Source organism: Telluria sp. AZSoR62, assembly GCF_058111565.1.
Genome location: NZ_JBYTST010000013.1, coordinates 114,686 through 132,690 on the forward strand (window position 1 = coordinate 114,686; position 18,005 = coordinate 132,690).

An 18,005-nucleotide genomic window follows, 5' to 3' on the forward strand; every position below is an offset into this window, starting at 1 on the left:
GTTCAATTCGTGACGATTGTAGCTTTTACCGGAAAAACAAGATGACCACGCCACAAAACACCCCTCCTGCCCCACTCACGCGTCTGCCTGAAGGCAAGATGCCGGAACTGCGCGTGATGCCCGCGCCTTCCGACGCCAATGTGTACGGCGACGTGTTCGGCGGCTGGATCATGGCCCAGGTCGACGTCGCCGGCTCGCTGCCGGCCACCCGCCGCGCCAACGGCCGCGTGGCCACCATTGCAGTGAATTCCTTCCTGTTCAAGCAGCCTGTGTTCGTGGGCGATCTGCTGTCCTTCTACGCCAACATCGTCAAGGTCGGCAATACCTCGATTACCGTCTGCGTCGAGGTCTATGCCGAGCGCAACCGCCTGCAGGCGGATGTCGTGAAAGTCACCGAGGCGCAGCTGACCTATGTCGCCACCGGCCCGGACCGCAAGCCGCGCCAGCTGCCGCCGCTCGATTCCCTGATCTCGCGCGAATAAGCACGATGCCGACGCGCCGGCACTTCCTGCTCCACAGTGCGCGCCTGTCCGCAGCGCTGTCGAGCCTGTCTTTGGCTGGCTGCGCCTCGGCCAACAAGGGCCCCTACCCCTTCAGCCTGGGCGTCGCCTCCGGCTCGCCGCTGCCGGACTCGGTGATCCTGTGGACCCGCATCCTGAGCGATCCGCTGGGCGCCGTGCCCATGGCGGAAGTCGCCATGCCGGTGCGCTGGGAAGTGGCCGGCGACGAGGGTTTCCGCAATATCGCGGCCAAGGGCACGGCGACAGCCGCGCCTGAACTGGCCCACAGCGTCCACGTCGACGTGAAAGGCCTGGCGCCCGACCGCCCCTATTGGTACCGCTTCATGCTGGGCGACGCCGTCAGCCCTGTCGGGCGCACGCGCACCGCGCCCGGCCGCGACAGCATGCCGGGCTTGCTCAAGCTGGCCGTCGGGTCCTGCCAGCACTGGGAGTTCGGCAGCTATGCGGCGCACCGCCATATCGCCGCCGCCCATCCCGACCTGGTCGTCTTCCTGGGCGACTATATCTACGAGTGGGGTCCCTACCAGCTGCGCCACCCCAAGCGTGCGGTGCGCAGCAACGAGTCGTTCACGCTGCAGGAATACCGCAAGCGCTATGCGCAGTACAAGAGCGACCCGGACCTGCAGGCCGCCCACCACGCCGCGCCCTGGATCGTGACCTGGGACGACCACGAGGTGGGCAACGACTACGCCGGCCTGCGCGACGAGCGCCTGGCCGCCGACTTCGCAGCGCGCCGCGCGGCCGCCTACCAGGCCTTCTACGAGCACATGCCGCTGCGCCTGCCACGAGTAGCGCGCGACGGCTTCGGCGCCGTGCCCCTGTTCCAGCGCTACGACTGGGGACGGCTGGCGCGCTTCCACGTGCTGGACGACCGCCAGTACCGCTCGCCGCAGGCCTGCGCCAAATCGAGCACGCGCGGCGGCTCGAACGCGGTGTTCGCGCGCGGCTGCGAAGCCCTGCGCGACCCGCGCCGCACGATGCTGGGCGGCGAGCAGGAGGCCTGGCTGGAGTCCGGGCTGGCGACCTCGCGCGCGAAGTGGAACGTCCTTGCGCAGCAAACCCTGATGGCGCAGTCGAGCAGCGTGCCGGTATTGAAAGCCGACGACGGCCGCTTCTGGACAGATGGCTGGGACGGCTATCCGGCCGCGCGCCGGCGCCTGCTGGAGACCATCGTCAAGCAGGGCGCCCATAATCCGCTGGTGCTGGGCGGGGACGTGCACACTTTCTATGCGACCTCGCTGCGGCCCGATTTTTCCAGGCCGGTGTCAAAGCAGAACCCGGTGGTGGCGACCGAGTTCGTGGGCACCTCGATCACGTCGAGCTCGCGCCCGCAGGAACGCACCCTGGCGCAGATGGAGAACAATCCGCACATGCTGTACGGGCGCAGCGACAAGCGCGGCTACCTGCTGCTGGAGATCACGCCGAAGCAGGCGGTGGCGCGCTGCATGGGACTGGACGACGTGCAGGATGCGAAATCGGCGATTGCGCAGCTGGCGGCGTTCAGGGTGGACGATGGGGTGGCGGGGGCGCTGCGGCTGGGGTAGTGGATGCGGTGCGAGATTGGATCCCGGCCTTCGTCGGGATCCAAGTAATAACAGTATCAGCCTACGCCGACGTCTTCTCGTCGCGCAGTTCGCGGCGCAGGATCTTGCCCACGTTGGTCTTCGGCAGCGTCTCGCGGAACTCGACATACTTCGGCCGCTTGTAGCCGGTGAACTGTTCCTTGCAGTAGGCGATGACCTCGTCGCTGCTCAGGTTCGCATCCTTGCGCACGATGTACAGCTTCACCGCCTCGCCCGAATTCTTGTCCGGCACGCCGACGCAGGCCACTTCCAGCACGCCCGGCATGGCCGCCACCACGCCCTCGATCTCGTTCGGGTACACATTGAAGCCCGAGACCAGGATCATGTCCTTCTTGCGGTCGACGATGCGGGTATAGCCCTTCTCGTCCATGATGCCGATGTCGCCGGTCTTGAAGAAGCCGTCGGCGGTCATGACCTTGGCGGTTTCGTCGTCGCGCTGCCAGTAGCCGGCCATCACCTGCGGGCCGCGCACGCCGATCTCGCCGGCGGTGCCGAACGGGACTTCGTTGCCGGCTTCATCCAGGATGCGGATCTCGGTGGACGGCAGCGGCAGGCCGATGGTGCCCGTAAAGTCGGTGATGTCGCAGCGGTTGGCGGTGACCACCGGCGAGGTCTCGGACAGCCCGTAGCCTTCCACGATCGGGATGCCGGTCAGCGCCAGCCATTTGTCGGCCACGGCCTTTTGCACCGCCATGCCGCCGCCCGGGCATACCAGCAGGCCCGAGAAATCGAGCTTGGCGAAGTCCGGGTTGTTCACCAGGCCGTTGTACAGCGTGTTCACGGCCGGGAAGATGTTGATGCGGTAGTTGCCCAGTTCCTTGATGAAGCCCGGGATGTCGCGCGGGTTCGGGATCAAGAGGTTCATGCCGCCCACGCGCAGGCCCAGCAGCGCGCACACGGTCAGCGCATAGATGTGGTACAGCGGCAGCGCGCACACGAACTGCGCCTGCTCGCCGTCCTTGATGCGTTTGAGGGTCGGGGCGAACCAGGCTTCGTTCTGCAGCACGTTGGCGATCACCTGCTTGTGCAGCAGCACGGCGCCTTTCGACACGCCCGTGGTGCCGCCGGTGTACTGCAGGAAGGCGATGTCGTCGTGGCCGATGGTGACCGGCTTCAATGCCAGGCCATTGCTGTCGGCTAGCATGCGCTTGAAGCCGACCGCGCCCGGCAGCGAATACGCCGGCACCATCTTCTTGACCTTGCGCACCACCAGGTTGACCAGCGTGCCCTTCAGGCCGCCCAGCAGGTCGCCCATGGTGCCGACCACCACGTGCTTGACCTGGGTGTTGGCGATCACCTGTTCGAGCGTGTGCGCGAAGTTCTCGAGCACGACGATGGCTTCGGCGCCGGAATCCTTGAGCTGGTGCTGCAGCTCGCGCGGCGTGTAGAGCGGGTTGACGTTGACGATGACGTAGCCGGCGCGCAGCACGGCGGCCATCGCCACCGGATACTGCAGCACGTTCGGCATCATGATGGCCACGCGCGCGCCCGGCTGCATGCCGCGGCTTTGCAGCCAGGCGGCCATGCGGTGAGACAAGCGGTCCAGTTCGGCGAAGGTGAGGGACTTGCCCATGCACGCGTAGGCCTTGCGGTCGGCGTACTTGCGGAACGCCTCCTCGAGCAGGTGCGTCAGGGAACGGTACTGCGTCGGGTCGATCTCCGCGGGTACGCCTTCCTCATACGACTTGAGCCAAAACTTGTCCATCCGTGCCTCACCTTCCATGTAGTAGCTTGTACCAAGCCATTAAAACGCGAAGCCGCCCGGGACACGGGCGGCTTCAGCCTACCGACTTCCGTGCGAGCTTATGCCGTCTGGGCCGGCTGCTTCTCGTCGCGCAGCGCGCGCCGCAGGATCTTGCCGACATTCGTCTTCGGCAGCTCGTCGCGGAACTCGATGTATTTCGGTTTCTTGTAGCCGGTGAACTGCTGCTTGCAGTAGTCCATCAGCTGCTCGGCGGACAGGTTCGGGTCTTTCTTGACCACGAATACCTTCACCGCTTCGCCGGAATGCTCGTCCGGCACGCCGATCACGGCGCATTCCAGCACGCCCGGATGGCCGGCGATCACGCCCTCCAGTTCGTTCGGGTACACATTGAAGCCCGAGACCAGGATCATGTCCTTCTTGCGGTCGACGATCTTCACGTAGCCCTGCTCGTCCATGATGCCGACGTCGCCCGACTTGAAGAAGCCGTCAGGCGTCATGACCTTGGCCGTTTCGTCCGGACGGTTCCAGTAGCCGGCCATCACCTGCGGGCCGCGGATGGCGATCTCGCCGATCTGGCCGGGGGCCATCGGCTTGCCTTCGTCGTCCAGGATCGCGATGTCGGTGGACGGCACCGGCAGGCCGATGGTGCCGGTGAATTCCTTGACGTCGGCGCGGTTGCAGGTGGCCACGGGCGAGGTCTCCGACAGGCCGTAGCCTTCGATGATGCTGGTGCCGGTGATCTGCTTCCACTTGTCGTTGACGGCCTTCTGCACCGCCATGCCGCCGCCGTTGCAGATCTTCAGGCCCGAGAAATCGAGGCCGGCGAAGTCCGGGTGGTTGACCAGCGCGTTGTACAGCGTGTTCACCGCCGGCAGCATGTTCACCTTGTACTTGCCCAGTTCCTTGATGAAGCCCGGGATGTCGCGCGGGTTCACGATCAGCACGTTCAGCGAGCCGGTGCGCATGCCCCACATGGCGCAGGCCGTCAGCGCGAAGATGTGGTACAGCGGCAGCGCGCACACGATCACGGTCTGCTCGCCATTGCCCACGTCGCCCATGGCCGGCTTGGCCCAGGCCTCGGTCTGCAGCACATTGGCGATCACGTTGCGGTGGGTGAGCGCGGCGCCTTTCGAAACGCCCGTCGTGCCGCCGGTGTACTGCAGGAAGGCGATGTCGGACGTCTTCGGCGCGGCCGGCGAGAACGGCATCTTCGCGCCCTGCGACAGCGCATCCTTGAAGCGCACCATGTTCGGCAGCGAGAACTCGGGCACCATCTTCTTGACGTTGCGGACCACGAAGTTGACCAGCATGCCCTTGGCGCCGCCCAGCATCTCGCCCATGCTCGCCACCACCACGTGGCGCAGCGGGGTCTTGCTCATCACCTGCTGCACGGTGTGCGCGAAGTTCTCGAGCACGATGATCGCTTCGCTGCCCGAGTCGGTGATCTGGTGCTCGAGCTCGCGCGGCGTGTACAGCGGGTTCACGTTGACCACGGTGAAACCGGCGCGCAGCACGGCCGCGATCGCGATCGGGTACTGCAGCACGTTCGGCATCATGATCGCCACGCGCGCGCCGGGCTGCATGCCGCGGCTTTGCAGCCAGGCGGCCAGCTTCTTCGAGTAGGCATCCAGTTCGCCGTAGGTCAGGAACTTGTCCATGCAGACGAAGGCGTTGCGGTCGGCGTATTTGCTGAACGATTCGTCCAGCATGTGCACGAGCGACTGGTACTGGTCCGGATTGATCTCGCCTGGGACGTTCGGGGGGTACGACTTCAGCCACATTTTGTCCATCGGATGCCTCTGTCTCGAAATAGTTATCGTTATGGTCCGAGCGAACGCGGCCCGCAGCCGGAATCTTGGTGTTCCTTGCATGCGCGCGCGCGAAGCTTGCGCCTTTGCTATCGCTTCAATGTGATGCTATCGGGCAGCGTCCCTGTGCGCAAGCTCTTTTACGGCTTTTGGAACGCGTCCTCTATCTTCCCGCCGCCCATGCTGCGCTGCACGACCAGCGGACTGGTCGCCGCCGGCGCCGCCAGGCTCCTGAGCACGCGGTAGCGATCGGCCTTGTCGAGCTTGGCGAGCTGGTTGACCGACCTGTAGAAGGCCGGCCAGGAACGCTCCTTGCGCAGCAGCGCGCGGAAGGCGGGCACGAAGTCGTTGTAGGTGGCGATCGAGGCCAGGTGGGCGTTCGACAGCGGCTCGGCGAAGAAGCGGTCGTAGCCGGCATAGCCGCCCCAGTTCGCCTTGAGCACCTGGTAGTCGTCCTTCAGCGCCACGAACAGGCGGCCCTTGGAGGCGCGCTTCTCGTCCTTGCTCATCTTGCTGGCATAGGTCTTTTCCAGCTCGCCGCGGTAGCGCACCAGCAGCGCCATGAAATCGCGCTTGCGCAGGGTGTAGCGCTCGAAGGCCTGGGTCATCATCGGATTGCCGAAGCGTTCCAGCCAGCCTTCGACGCCGGCCGCTTCCACCGCGCTGGCGAAGGACTCGTTGAACTTCGAATCGCCCTGCACGTACACCACCTGGTGCGCCAGCTCGTGGAAGATCAGGCGCGCCAGCTCGGCGTCCGGGTAGTTGATGAAGGTCGAGATCAGGGGATCGCTGAACCATCCCAGCGTGGAATAGGCGCTGACGCCCCCCACTTCGACGTCGTTGCCCTGGGCGCGCAGCTCCTTGGCGTAGGCCTGCGCCGCCTGCTTGCTGTAGTAGCCGCGGTAGTTCACGCAGCCGGCCACCGGGAAGCACCACTGCATGGGCTTGAGCGACAGCTCGGGCGTGGCGACCACGTTCCACAGCACGTAGGGGCGTTCGAGCTTGGTGAAATGGGTGTAGCTGCCGTTGTCGGGCAGTTTCAGTTCCTGGATGGCGAAGCGGCGGATCTGGCGCGCCGTCTCGAGCCGGTGGCGCAGGGGTGTCGCGGTGCGGGGATCGGCCAGCCAGTCGTCGATCGGGCGGGAATCCGCCAGCAGTTCGAGCTGGCCCTGGGCGGCCTGGGAGTAGTAGTTGAGGGATGAGCAGCTTGACAACATCAGGGCCGCGGCGGTCACGGCCATGAATGGCCGGAAGGCCTGGGAAAATCTAGAGGTTTTCATCTCGCATTGAGGGTGAGGCTTTTTCAACCTGCACCAGGGTGTCGTAGAAGGTTGGCGCCCTGCCCATGTCGGTCAAGCGCTGGCTGGTCACTTCGTTGGCGTTCTTGCCGTCGCTGGCGAGTTTCTTCCACCAGACCGACAAGCCCACCACCAGCCCTTCGCGCGCCTTGTCGGTCACGCGTGCACGGGCAACGAATGAGCCGCGGTCGTTGAAGATACGCGCCATCTCGCCATGAACGATGCCGCGGCGGGCGGCATCGTTCGGGTGGATGTCGAGGTGCGGCTCGCCCTCGTTTGCGCGCAAACTCTGCACGTTTACAAACGTCGAGTTCAGGAAGTTGCGGGCCGGTGGCGAGATCATCGCCAGCGGGTACTTCCGTGCCAGCTCCGGGTTGGAGGCGGCCGATTCATACGGCGGAATATAGGCCGGGAGCGGATCGAGTCCGTCGCGCGCCATGCTGCTTGAATAGAATTCGCACTTGCCCGACGGTGTCGGAAAGCCCCCCTCGGCAAACGGCGCGTCCGGCATGTTCAGCTTCTGCCAGCCTTTCTTCTTGAGCGACTCCCAGTCGAAGTGGATGGCGCGCTCGTGCTGCTTGTCGAAGGCCTGTGCGGCCAGCTGGTCGTCGGTTTCAAGGAAGCAGGCATCGGTAAAGCCCATCCGCGCGGCCAGCAGGCGGAAGAATTCGGTGTTCGGTTTCGCTTCGCCCACCGGTTCGATGGCCGCGTTATTGGCCATCATGTACAGGTGGCCGTAGGCCAGGTGGGCGTCGACGTGCTCGAGCTGGGTCGTGGCCGGCAGCAGGATGTCGGCGTAGTCCGCGCTGTCGGTCTGGAAGTGCTCCAGCACGACGGTGAACAGGTCTTCGCGCTCGAAGCCCTGCTGGACCTTGGCCGAATCCGGTGCGATCGCCAGCGGGTTGGCGTTGTAGACGATCACGGCCTCGATCTTCGGGCCAAATTCGGGCGACGCTTCTTTGAGCAAATCGTCGCCAATGGTGGTCATGTTGATGGTGCGCGTGGCGCGGCCGGCCAGCAGGTCCGGGCGCTGCAGCACCGGGCGGTTGGCCGGGAAGGAGCCCGAGGTCGAGAGCTGCACGCCGCCGGCCTTGTGGCGCCAGGCGCCGACCAGGGCCGGCAGGCAGGCGATGTTACGCACCGCCATGCCGCCGCCGCGCACGCGCTGCAGGCCGTAGTTCAGGCGAATTGCCGCGCCCTCGCCGCTGCGCGCCACCTGGCCGTACAGGCGCGCCAGTTCCACCACTTCGCCGGCGGTGATGCCGCAGGTCTCGGCGGTGCGCTCGGGCGTCCATTCCAGCGCGCGCGCTTTGAGTTCGTCGTAGCCGAGCGTGTGGCGGGCGATGTAGTCGTGGTCGACCAGGTCTTCCTGGATCAGCACGTGCATCATGCCCAGCGCCAGCGCGGCGTCCGTGCCCGGCAGCAGGGCAATATGCTGGTGGCATTTCTCGGCCGTGAGCGAGCGGTAGGGATCGATGGCGATGAGCTTGGCGCCGCGGCGCTTGGCTTCCTGCACGCGCATCCAGAGGTGCAGGTTCGAGGCGATCGGATTGCCACCCCAGATCAGGATCAGCTTCGCGTCCTGGAACTGCTCGATGTCGGTGCCGATCGAGCCGCCGATGGTGTACTTGTAGCCGGTCGCACCGGCTGTGGCGCAGATGGTACGGTCCAGCAGCGAGGCCCCGAGTTTGTTGAAGAAACGCAAAGACATGGAATCGCCCTGCACGAGTCCCATCGTGCCTGCATAGCTGTACGGGAGAATGGCTTGCGGATCGCGGGAAGCGATCTCGCCGAGGCGCGCCGCGATCTCGTCGATCGCGTCGCCCCAGCTGATGCGTTCGAACTTGCCCTCGCCCTTGCGGCCGACGCGGCGCATCGGGTACAGCACGCGGTCCGGGTGATAGGTGCGCTCCACATAGCGCGCCACCTTCGTGCACAGCACGCCCGCCGTCGTCGGATGCTCCGGATCGCCCTTCACTTCGGTCGCCACGCCGTTATCGACGGTGACGAGGATCGCACAGGTATCGGGGCAATCGTGGGGGCAGGCAGCGCGGACTTGGGTGACGGACATGGACGGGAAAATGCTTCGTGAAACCAATACTTTATCCGATTCCCGGCCTGTCCGTGCCGCCTCTTTCACTCTCTGTTTGAGGCAGGCTACAATAGTTCAAAGTGTGCAATGCCAGCATGACAAAACGGAGACAGAGATGAAGCTCATCGAACCTATCCTCGCTTTCCAAGCGGAGTTACAGGAGATCCGGCGCGACCTGCATGCGCATCCGGAGCTCTGTTATGAAGAAGTGCGCACCGCCGACATGGTGGCGGCGCGCCTGACCGAATGGGGCATCCCGATCGTGCGCGGGCTGGGCGTGACCGGCGTGGTCGGCATCATCCAGCACGGTTCGTCCAAGCGTGCGATCGGCCTGCGCGCCGACATGGATGCGCTGCCGATGCAGGAGACGAACGCTTTCGCGCATACCTCCCGCCATGCAGGCAAGATGCACGCCTGCGGCCACGATGGCCACACCGCCATGCTGCTCGGCGCCGCCCACCACCTGGCGCAGCACCGCAACTTCGACGGCACCGTCTACCTGATCTTCCAGCCGGCCGAAGAAGGCGGCGGCGGCGCGCGCCGCATGATGGATGACGGCCTGTTCACACAGTTCCCGATGGAGGCGGTGTACGGCATGCATAACTGGCCCGGCATCCCCGAAGGGAACTTCGGCGTGGTCGCGGGGCCGATGATGGCGTCCAGTAACGAGTTCCGCGTGGTCGTGCGCGGCAAGGGCTGCCATGCGGCCCAGCCCCACCGCGGCATCGATCCCGTCATGGTGGCGGTGCAGATTGCGCAAGCCTGGCAGACCATCGTGTCGCGCGAAAAGAATCCGCTGGAATCGGCGGTGCTGTCGATCACGCAAATCCACGCGGGCAGCGCCACCAATGTCATTCCCGACGAAGCCGAGCTGGTGGGCACCGTGCGCACCTTCTCGACTGGCGTGCTCGACCTGATCCAGCGCCGCATGGAAGAGATGGCGCTAGGGGTGGCAACGGCCTTCAATGCGTCGGTCGACTTCAACTTCAAGCGCAATTATCCGCCGCTGATCAACCATGCCGAGAAGACGGCGTTTGCAGTGGAAGCGATGCGCGCGGTGGTGGGGGCGGAGCGGGTCGATACAAATGTCGAGCCGACCATGGGGGCGGAAGACTTTGCCTACATGCTGCAGGAGAAGCCCGGCTGCTATGTCTTCATCGGGAATGGCGAGGGTTCGCACCGCGCCGGCGGGCATGGGCTGGGGCCGTGCCAGCTGCACAACACCAGCTACGACTTCAACGACAACTTGCTGCCGATCGGGGCGAGTTACTGGGTGAAGCTGGTGGAGATGAGTTTGCCGGTGGCGTAAGCGCTGCGACCGAAGCGTTGCTGCGACTCGCAGGAGGGCAGACTCTGCCCTCCTACGGGAGCTGGTCTGCGGCGTCCCCCAGCCGGATACCCGGGTTCAGCATTTCCAACGCCAGCAGCGCGGCCGCATGATCGGCCGTCGGCAACGGCATCTCGATCGCCTCATACCTGCGCGTCACCAGCTCCGTCACTGGCAGGCTTAACCCCGCGGCCCCTGCTGCTGCCAGCACATTGCGCAAGTCCTTCAACTGGCTCTTTACCTGCCCGCCAGGCATGAAATTGCGCTCCAGCATGCGCTGCCCGTGCACCTCGAGGATGCGGCTGCCCGCGAACCCGCCGCGGATGGCCTCGCGCACCGCGGCCGGATCCGCCCCGGCCGCCTGGGCCAGCAACAGCGCTTCCGCCACCACGTTCAGGGTCGCGCCGACGATCAATTGATTGCACAGCTTGGCCACCTGCCCGCTGCCGACCGGCCCCACCCGCTGCGCCGTTCCCAGCACGGCCAGAAGTTTTGCCAACTGGTCAAATTCCGCCTGGCCGCCGCCCACCATGATGGCCAGCGTTCCGCTTTCCGCGCCACCGACGCCGCCCGACACCGGCGCATCGATGAAGCGGCAGCCGCGCGCCGCCAGCGTCGCATGAAAGGCCAGCGCCTCGTCCTGCCGCGTCGAGCTCATGTCGACCCACAATGTCCCGGGCGCCAGCGAAGGCAGGGCCGCGGCGATCACCTCGCCCACGATCTGCCCCGCCTCGAGCATGGAAATGACCACCTGCGCGCCGCGCACGGCATCCGGCAGGTCCGCCACCGGCTCAGCCCCGGCCTCGCGCACGGCCTCGGCCTTGGCAAGCGTCCGGTTCCAGGCGCGCACGCTGTAGCCCGCCCGCGCGAGGCGGCTTGCCATCGGCCTTCCCATCAGGCCGATGCCGAGGAAGGCGGTGGTGGTCATCAGAACAGCCCGAGGAATTTCTTGACGGTGTTCTTGCGTCCCGGGACCACCAGGTCGGTGACGCCCTTCTCGTTGAAGGCGTCGAGCAGTTCCGGGAAGCCCTTGCGCTTGACGAGGTTCAGCTCCGCGTCATACAGCGGCACCACGCAATGGAAATAGATGTCCTTGCCGTCCTGGGCCAGCGAGGCAAACGCTTCCGGCGCCGAGGCCGGCGGCAGCAGGATCGCGCCGGTGAACTCGACACCCTTGGCATAGGGCTTGGCCGGGCTGCCGTTGGGCACCGTGTGGCCCAGGCCCAGCCAGGTGGCGTGCTGGTGCGGATAGTGGGCCAGGTGGCGCAGCAGGGCGACCGGCCAGTACCAGCGCTCGTCCTGTACCGATTGCGCGTCGAGCTTCCAGTCCGCCGGCAGGGCCATCATCAGCTCGGCATACGGCGGCGCGCCTTCCGGCACCGTCATCGCGCGGCTGCTCATGCCCGAGGTCACCAGCCGCAGGAATGGGGTCTGCGCATTGGCCGGCACCACGTGGATGTCGACCTGGACCGGGTCCGCCACGGTGTCGTGGAAGACGGTGTCGATGCGGCCGAGATGCTGGGCAATGTGGTCGGCGACCGGGTCGTGCGGCAACGTGGCGGGGGCCGCCTGCTGCTGGGTCGGATGGGCGAGGGGGTAGAGCGGCGTCGAGATCGGTTCAGTCATGCGAAATGGGGAGTGAAGGGCGCGTTTTGCGGAGGGTCTATCATACCCGCGCCACGGATCAGGCGGCAGCCAGCAGCGGATTGTTCACGCTAGTACAATATAACGCATTGCACAATATTTCTCTCCTGCCAAGAAAGATCACCATGCGTATTTCGAAGTCATTGGCTGCCATTGCCGCCGGTTTGGCCGCCCTCCTTGCTCCAGCCACCCATGCGGCCGAGCGCGCCGTCGATACCATCTCGCTCGAGGTCGGCAGTAATCCACAACAGCGGATGGTTCGTTTCGCTGCACAAAAGGATTGGCAACAGCGCTGGTTCGCCGGCAATGGCCGCCACCTGTCGGGCTACTGGGAAGGCAACCTGGCGCTCTGGCAGCTCGATGCCTACCGCAATGTCTCCGGCCAGGAGAAGAACATCGCCGTCATCGGCTTCACGCCGGTCTTCCGCTACCAGAACGACAGCAAGCTCGGCCTGTATGGCGAAGCCGGCATCGGTGTCAGCCTGTTCTCCACGCTGTACAAGAACCGCGACAAGGAACTGGCCACCGCCTTCCAGTTCGCCGACCACGTGGGCGTGGGCTATACCACGGCCAAATGGGACTTCGGCCTGAAGTTCCAGCACTACTCGAACGCCAGCATCAAGCGCCCGAACGCCGGCGCAAACTGGGTCGTGCTCAAGGCGGGCTACCGCTTCTAAGCAGGTCGCGGCCGAGGCGGTGCCGAACACGGCCCGGTCGCGAAGTATGTAAAAATCAGGCCAGGAGGGCCGTCCGGCCTGCACGCAACACGAGGCCCGATTGACCGATCCCAGCACGATCAAACGCTACTTGCCGTGGCTGGTGGCGACTGCCCTCTTCATGGAGCAGCTCGACGCCACCATCGTCAATACCGCCATTCCCAGCATCGCGGCCAGCCTGCAGGTCACGCCGCTGAGTCTCAAGTCGGTGGTCACCAGCTACATCCTCGGCCTGGCCGTCGGCATCCCGCTCAGCGGCTGGATGGCCGACCGCTTCGGCACCCGCCGCGTCTTCTTTACCGCCATTTCGATTTTCACGATCGCCTCGGTGCTGTGCGGCCTGGCGCCGACCGCCGCCACGATGACGGCCGCGCGCCTGCTGCAGGGACTGGGCGGGGCGATGATGATGCCGGTCGGGCGCCTGGCCATCGTGCGCACCTTCCCCAAGAGCGAGCTGCTGGGCGCGATGAATTTCGTGATCATCCCGGCGCTGATCGGGCCGCTGCTCGGGCCGACCGTCGGCGGGCTGATCGTGCACTGGACTTCCTGGCGCGTGATCTTCTTCGTCAACGTGCCGGTCGGGCTGATCGCGCTCTACCTGGTCTGGAAGCACATGCCGGACTACCAGGCGCCGGAAAAACGCCCGCTCGACCTGATCGGCCTGGTGCTGTTCAGCAGCGGCACCGCCATCCTGTCCTGGCTGCTGGAAGTGTTTGGCGAGCACACGCTCGACGCCGTCACCGGCGGGCTGCTGCTGGCCCTGTCAGTGGCGCTGCTGGCGGGCTATACCTGGCATGCGTTGCGCATCAAGCACCCGCTACTGCGCCTGACCCTGTTCAAGGTGCGCACCTTCCGCATCTCGGTGGCAGGCGGCTTCTTCACGCGGCTCGGCGTCGGCGGCCTGCCCTTCCTGCTGCCGCTGCTCTACCAGCTGGGCCTGGGGCTGCCGGCCTGGCAATCCGGCCTGCTCATGATGCCGGCGGCGGCGGCCGCGATGTGCATGAAGATGTTCGCGCCCCGGCTGCTGGCGCGCTTCGGCTACCGCCAGGTCCTGATGGTCAATACCGTGCTGATCGGCCTGACGATCGCCATGTTCACCCTGGTCGGTCCCAGCACGCCCTTCTACGTCATCGTGGCGATCAGCCTGGCGCAGGGCTTCTTCAATTCGCTGCAGTTCTCGAGCATGAATACGCTGGCCTATGCCGACATCGAGCCGAAGGATTCGAGTATGGCGAGCACCATGTCCTCTTCCTTCCAGCAGCTGTCGATGAGCTTCGGCCTGGCGACCGGCTCGATCGTGACGGCCTGGTTCCTGGGGCCGGTGGCGCAGGACAACCAGCTGCTGGTGTCGAAGGCGCTGCACCACGGCTTCGGCACGCTGGCCGTCATGACGCTGGTGTCGTCCCTGATCTTCTGGCGCCTGCGCCGCAACGACGGCGACAGCATCAGCCGCGGCGAGGTGAAGGCGAAGGAAGCCGAGCCGGTGGCCCAGCCGCTGGGCAGCTAGGCCACCTGCCCTGCCTGCTCAGTGACGGCCGTGCCGGCCGCCGCGGTGATGGTGACCCCAGCCTCCGCGATGGTGTCCCCAGCCATGCCCACGCCAGCCATGATGGTGATGGTGCCGATAGTGGCCATGGCGCGGGCGATCGTAGAAGGCGAATCCCAGGTCCAGCGATACCGGCGGCCCGACATAGGCCGGGTAGGCATAGGCCGTGTCGTAGGCATAGGGTGGGGCATAGACGGCGCAGCCTCCCAGGCCGCCAGCCAACAGCAGCGCTGCGGCGGCGCGCCGCAGCGACGGGTTGAAGTGAAGGTTCATGTCAGCCCCCGGTAGAAGCGAAGCTTCTCCAGTGTAAGCCGGGTGGACGCAGATGCAATGTCAGGAATGTAAGCCCGCGCCGCCGGTGGGCGGCGCACCCTGCATCCAGGTCAGAGCGGCAGCACGAGGTAGCGTGTTCCCGGCGCCATGGGTGTGGCCGAACCGAGTTGTACCAGTGCGATACGGCGGCCACCTGCACTATGCCAAATCTTCAGCCCATAGGTCTGCTTGCCTTCGACCACAGGCAAATCGGCCGTCCCCGCAGCAAAGAACAGGGCGCTGTTGTAGAGGTAGTATTTGGCAGGCAGTCCCCCAGCCGAGCTCCCTATGTAACTGAACGGCGCGGCCAGCAGTATCGTCTCATCCCTTACCGTCGAATTGCTGAGCGAGATAATCGAATGGTCGCGTGGCAAGCCGATACCCCCGGCGTAACGCAGGGTGCTGGTGTTGAAGACGTTGCCGTTGGCCGTGAACAGCAGATCTTCGTTCTCCGACAGGAACAAGGGTGGAGGCATCCCGTAATCGCCGTGGTAGGGCGAATCGCCGGATTCGCTGACTGCATTCGTAGCCGGATTAATGGCGAAATAATTGATATCGGAAGGTGAAATCCCCTGCGACACAAGGAATACTTTGTTTTTCGATCCGGCAAAAACACCCTGTTGCGTTCCGTAGAAAGAACGCGAACCCAAGCCCACGGTCGTCAGGTCCTGCCCGGTGCGCGCATTGAAATAGCTGACCGAAGGAGATACCCACTGGCCTCCCGTCTGACCGATGAAATAGGCGATGGACGTGTTGGTGATGAAGGCATCGGTATGCTTTCCGCCGGTGGCGAACGACTTGATAATCGTGGCTCTCTCGAGATCGACGAGGCTTGCCACGCTGTCATACAAGACGATTGCCAGCCTGCCATTCGGGCTGAGGCTGAAATTCTTGACTGCCGTCGGCAGGTTGACCGTACGGATCGCATTGGAGAAGGGATCGACAATGCTCAAGGCATTTGGACTGGTCGAGACGGTGATGACCTTGTCCAGGCCACGGGAATACCGCGCGTCGATCGGAGCAAAATTCAGTCCGGGTGGCATTGCCACTACCGTGGTCGTCGCCGTCGAACGCGTTGCGCCATCATTCACGGTGAGGCTGAGCGTGTATCTACCTTCTTTATCGGGCGTGAACGTCGGAAACGCAGTGCTGGCGTTGAGCAGCGTGGCCACACTGTTGGCTGGCCGCTCCGTGATTGCCCAGGCGTAGACCAGGAAATCCGTGCGTCCCAGGCTGGCCGAGCCGTCGAGCATCAAGGCTGTGCCGACCGTGCCGGAGCGTTGTGGACCGGCATCGGCGACCGCGACATAGGTAGGCCCCGCTTCCCGATATGCGATACCGTTGCTGATCGCGGCATACACGCCTTCCTGGTTTTCGGCGCTTTCGCTGAAGCCGACCAGTACCTCGGCCACGGTAGATTTCTTGTCGCGCAAAATCCCCGCCCAGAACGCGGCGCCGGTTGCATCGCCTTCCCGGCCCAGCACATTATTGTAGTACCGGCTGATTGTTTCGGTTTCGCTGGGGTTGATGCCATAGACATCGCGGTATTCGACCGAACCGACAAAATCCTGGGCAATCGACGCGAGCGACGCGCCGTTGTCCATCACCTGGATCCAATAACTCAGTCCCCGCACATCGGGTGTACGGTTGAATGCGGCTTTATAGAGCCGATAGACTTTACCGGCATTGCCATCGATATCCATCGCAAAAGTGAAATCGGCGAAACGGACCCGGGTGTTCACTGCAACGCGGGTCACGATCGCAGTGGCGCTGTGCGTAAGCTGGACCGTTCCGGCAATGCGCTCGATTTTATAGTCGGCGCGCATCCCGGCCATCGCGACGACCGCAGGAGTTGCCTGGACAGCCGTGGTTTGTGCAGATGTACGACCCAGCTCGGCCACGCGCTCCGCAGCAGGATCGCTGTCTCCGCCACAACCGCCCAGGCTTGCCATCAGCACTGCCAGTGCGGCGGTCCGGCTCAAGCGAGACGAGAGCGCGCCAGATCGGGTGCGCGGCATTGCTGTCCACATAGCGATATCTTCCTAAAATTGCCAAACCGACATTTTAGAAAGATTCGAGGCGTTTAGATAATCCTTTTTGAGCAAATGCGGGAGAACATTCGTGGTGCATAGCGGCCGCCCGGTATCGCCCATCCGCGGGCAAGACGAGGCCTCCGCTTTGACAGCGGGGAATGCCTCGCGCTTTTTGAAGATGACCTGACCTGGTGGTTCAGTCGATCTTCTGCGGGATTACCTTCACCTCGCCGCGCTTCATCGTCCGCGGCGTGGTGATCGGGGAGAAGTAGATCTGCTTCTGGCTCATAGCGATATAGATGCGGTGCCGGTGCAGGAAGTCCGCACCCAATACCAGGAGTTCGCCGGAATGCGGCAGGGAGACCAGGCGCAGGTCGAGGTCCTTGACTTCCAGTGCGCCGACCGACATCGTCGCCACTGGCACTTTCCACACTGGCTGGTCCGGTGCATGCCCGGGCAAGGGATCCTCACGCACAGCGCCCCGAGAATTCGACGTCAATCCCAGCCGTTCGGCGGTGGTCTTCGGCAGATAGGAATGCGGCGTGGCGGTCGACAGCAAGGCGCGCAGGTCGACGCCGTTGATACGGACACTGAATACCAGGCGTGGCTCGCGCTTCCATGGATCGTGCCAGGCCAGAACCGATACCGCCTGCGGATCCCAATAAGCCATGTGGGCCCGGATGCAGCCGCTCGGCTTGAAAGGCTTGATGTAGCCGGCGTCCAGGGCAATCTCGAGATCCGTCAGCAGCAGGGTGCCGGCGCCGATCCTGACGCCGTAGCTGTCGTCCAAGAAGTCCTCGACCGGATAGGTGCTGTTTTTCGTAGTGCTGGCGCCGAAGGAAAACTCCTTGATCTGGGCGTGCGTCACATCGCGCACGATATCCACGCCTATTGGATTGCGCTCATCCTCCGCGTTCAGCCTGCCCGTCGAGCTGCGCATGCCGATGCCCAAGCGGTCCAGCGTTTTGCGGTTGAACACCACCGATTCGGCCGCGCCGGTGCTGAGCATCACAGGAACGGTGGTGCCGTTGATCGTGGCCTTGCCGACCGGCCGCATGTCGTCGGTGATCGTGACCGGCAGTGCCGGCTGCTCGTTCATGTCGCAGCCGGGAGGAAGCGAAGAGGCGATGGCCGCATGGGAGAACAGCAGGCTGGCGCAAACGGCATACCGTACCAGGGAGGCGGAAGGACGACGGCGAGCAGGGATCATGGGGGCGAAGGTGAGTTGTATGAAGATCCAGTATAAGTACGGGTGGGTCGTTTGAATCAGGGCGGCACAAATTACCCAGCGGCCATAAAGAAGAGCGCGCGGATATAAACGCAAAAAACCCCACCAGGATCACCTGGTGGGGTTTTGCTTATAACTAGCCTGACGATAACCTACTTTCACACTGGTTGCAGCACTATCATCGGCGCAAAG

Annotated in this window: 14 protein-coding genes; 5 read left to right on the forward strand and 9 right to left on the reverse strand. The window is 64.5% G+C overall.

The genetic code is table 11. From position 1 onward, the window contains the following. Positions 1-41: 41 nt before the first annotated feature. The gene (locus AC3XQU_RS19215) at positions 42-482 is read left to right on the forward strand and encodes an acyl-CoA thioesterase (RefSeq protein ID WP_489875761.1); all 441 of its coding nucleotides are present in this window, start codon (positions 42-44) and stop codon (positions 480-482) included. Between the two features lie 5 nt (positions 483-487). Next, positions 488-2,065, forward strand: coding sequence for an alkaline phosphatase D family protein (locus AC3XQU_RS19220; protein WP_489875762.1), 1,578 nt, complete (start codon positions 488-490; stop codon positions 2,063-2,065). Between the two features lie 61 nt (positions 2,066-2,126). On the opposite strand, the gene AC3XQU_RS19225 is transcribed toward AC3XQU_RS19220, so the two are convergent. From AC3XQU_RS19225 to AC3XQU_RS19240, 4 genes are all read right to left on the reverse strand, one after another. Next, entirely contained in the window at positions 2,127-3,809 is a 1,683-nt protein-coding gene (locus AC3XQU_RS19225; RefSeq protein ID WP_489875763.1) for a long-chain-fatty-acid--CoA ligase, read from the reverse strand. Positions 3,810-3,907: 98 nt separating this feature from the next. Further along, on the reverse strand, positions 3,908-5,599 hold the full coding sequence (locus tag AC3XQU_RS19230; protein ID WP_489875764.1) for a long-chain-fatty-acid--CoA ligase: 1,692 nt from the start codon (positions 5,597-5,599) through the stop codon (positions 3,908-3,910). A 158-nt stretch (positions 5,600-5,757) separates the two neighbouring features. Further along, positions 5,758-6,858 carry an aminopeptidase gene (locus tag AC3XQU_RS19235; protein ID WP_489875778.1) on the reverse strand — a complete coding sequence of 367 codons (1,101 nt, stop codon included), beginning with the start codon at positions 6,856-6,858 and terminating at the stop codon, positions 5,758-5,760. A 25-nt stretch (positions 6,859-6,883) separates the two neighbouring features. After that, positions 6,884-8,986, reverse strand: coding sequence for a molybdopterin-containing oxidoreductase family protein (locus AC3XQU_RS19240; RefSeq protein WP_489875765.1), 2,103 nt, complete (start codon positions 8,984-8,986; stop codon positions 6,884-6,886). Between the two features lie 136 nt (positions 8,987-9,122). On the opposite strand from AC3XQU_RS19240, the gene AC3XQU_RS19245 reads away from it, so the two are divergent. Beyond that, the gene (locus AC3XQU_RS19245) at positions 9,123-10,316 is read left to right on the forward strand and encodes a M20 aminoacylase family protein (RefSeq protein ID WP_489875766.1); all 1,194 of its coding nucleotides are present in this window, start codon (positions 9,123-9,125) and stop codon (positions 10,314-10,316) included. A 52-nt stretch (positions 10,317-10,368) separates the two neighbouring features. On the opposite strand, the gene AC3XQU_RS19250 is transcribed toward AC3XQU_RS19245, so the two are convergent. Together AC3XQU_RS19250 and AC3XQU_RS19255 are read right to left on the reverse strand one after the other, a co-directional pair. Next, positions 10,369-11,262 carry an NAD(P)-dependent oxidoreductase gene (locus AC3XQU_RS19250; protein ID WP_489875767.1) on the reverse strand — a complete coding sequence of 298 codons (894 nt, stop codon included), beginning with the start codon at positions 11,260-11,262 and terminating at the stop codon, positions 10,369-10,371. After that, entirely contained in the window at positions 11,262-11,960 is a 699-nt protein-coding gene (locus tag AC3XQU_RS19255; RefSeq protein ID WP_489875768.1) for a suppressor of fused domain protein, read from the reverse strand. Before AC3XQU_RS19255 ends, AC3XQU_RS19250 begins: the two co-directional genes overlap by 1 nt. A gap of 143 nt (positions 11,961-12,103) precedes the next feature. On the opposite strand from AC3XQU_RS19255, the gene AC3XQU_RS19260 reads away from it, so the two are divergent. Next, on the forward strand, positions 12,104-12,655 hold the full coding sequence (locus tag AC3XQU_RS19260; RefSeq protein ID WP_489875769.1) for an acyloxyacyl hydrolase: 552 nt from the start codon (positions 12,104-12,106) through the stop codon (positions 12,653-12,655). Between the two features lie 100 nt (positions 12,656-12,755). Beyond that, positions 12,756-14,201: a DHA2 family efflux MFS transporter permease subunit gene (locus AC3XQU_RS19265; RefSeq protein ID WP_489875770.1), complete on the forward strand. Its 1,446-nt coding sequence runs from the start codon at positions 12,756-12,758 to the stop codon at positions 14,199-14,201. Positions 14,202-14,219: 18 nt separating this feature from the next. Here the strand turns inward: AC3XQU_RS19265 and AC3XQU_RS19270 are convergent, their stop codons facing one another. The 3 genes from AC3XQU_RS19270 to AC3XQU_RS19280 form a co-directional block, all read right to left on the reverse strand. Continuing rightward, positions 14,220-14,513: a hypothetical protein gene (locus tag AC3XQU_RS19270; RefSeq protein WP_489875771.1), complete on the reverse strand. Its 294-nt coding sequence runs from the start codon at positions 14,511-14,513 to the stop codon at positions 14,220-14,222. 110 nt (positions 14,514-14,623) lie between these two features. Further along, positions 14,624-16,570, reverse strand: coding sequence for a DUF4214 domain-containing protein (locus tag AC3XQU_RS19275; protein ID WP_489875772.1), 1,947 nt, complete (start codon positions 16,568-16,570; stop codon positions 14,624-14,626). Between the two features lie 211 nt (positions 16,571-16,781). Then, on the reverse strand, positions 16,782-17,684 hold the full coding sequence (locus AC3XQU_RS19280; RefSeq protein WP_489875773.1) for a retroviral-like aspartic protease family protein: 903 nt from the start codon (positions 17,682-17,684) through the stop codon (positions 16,782-16,784). Positions 17,685-18,005 lie beyond the last annotated feature (321 nt).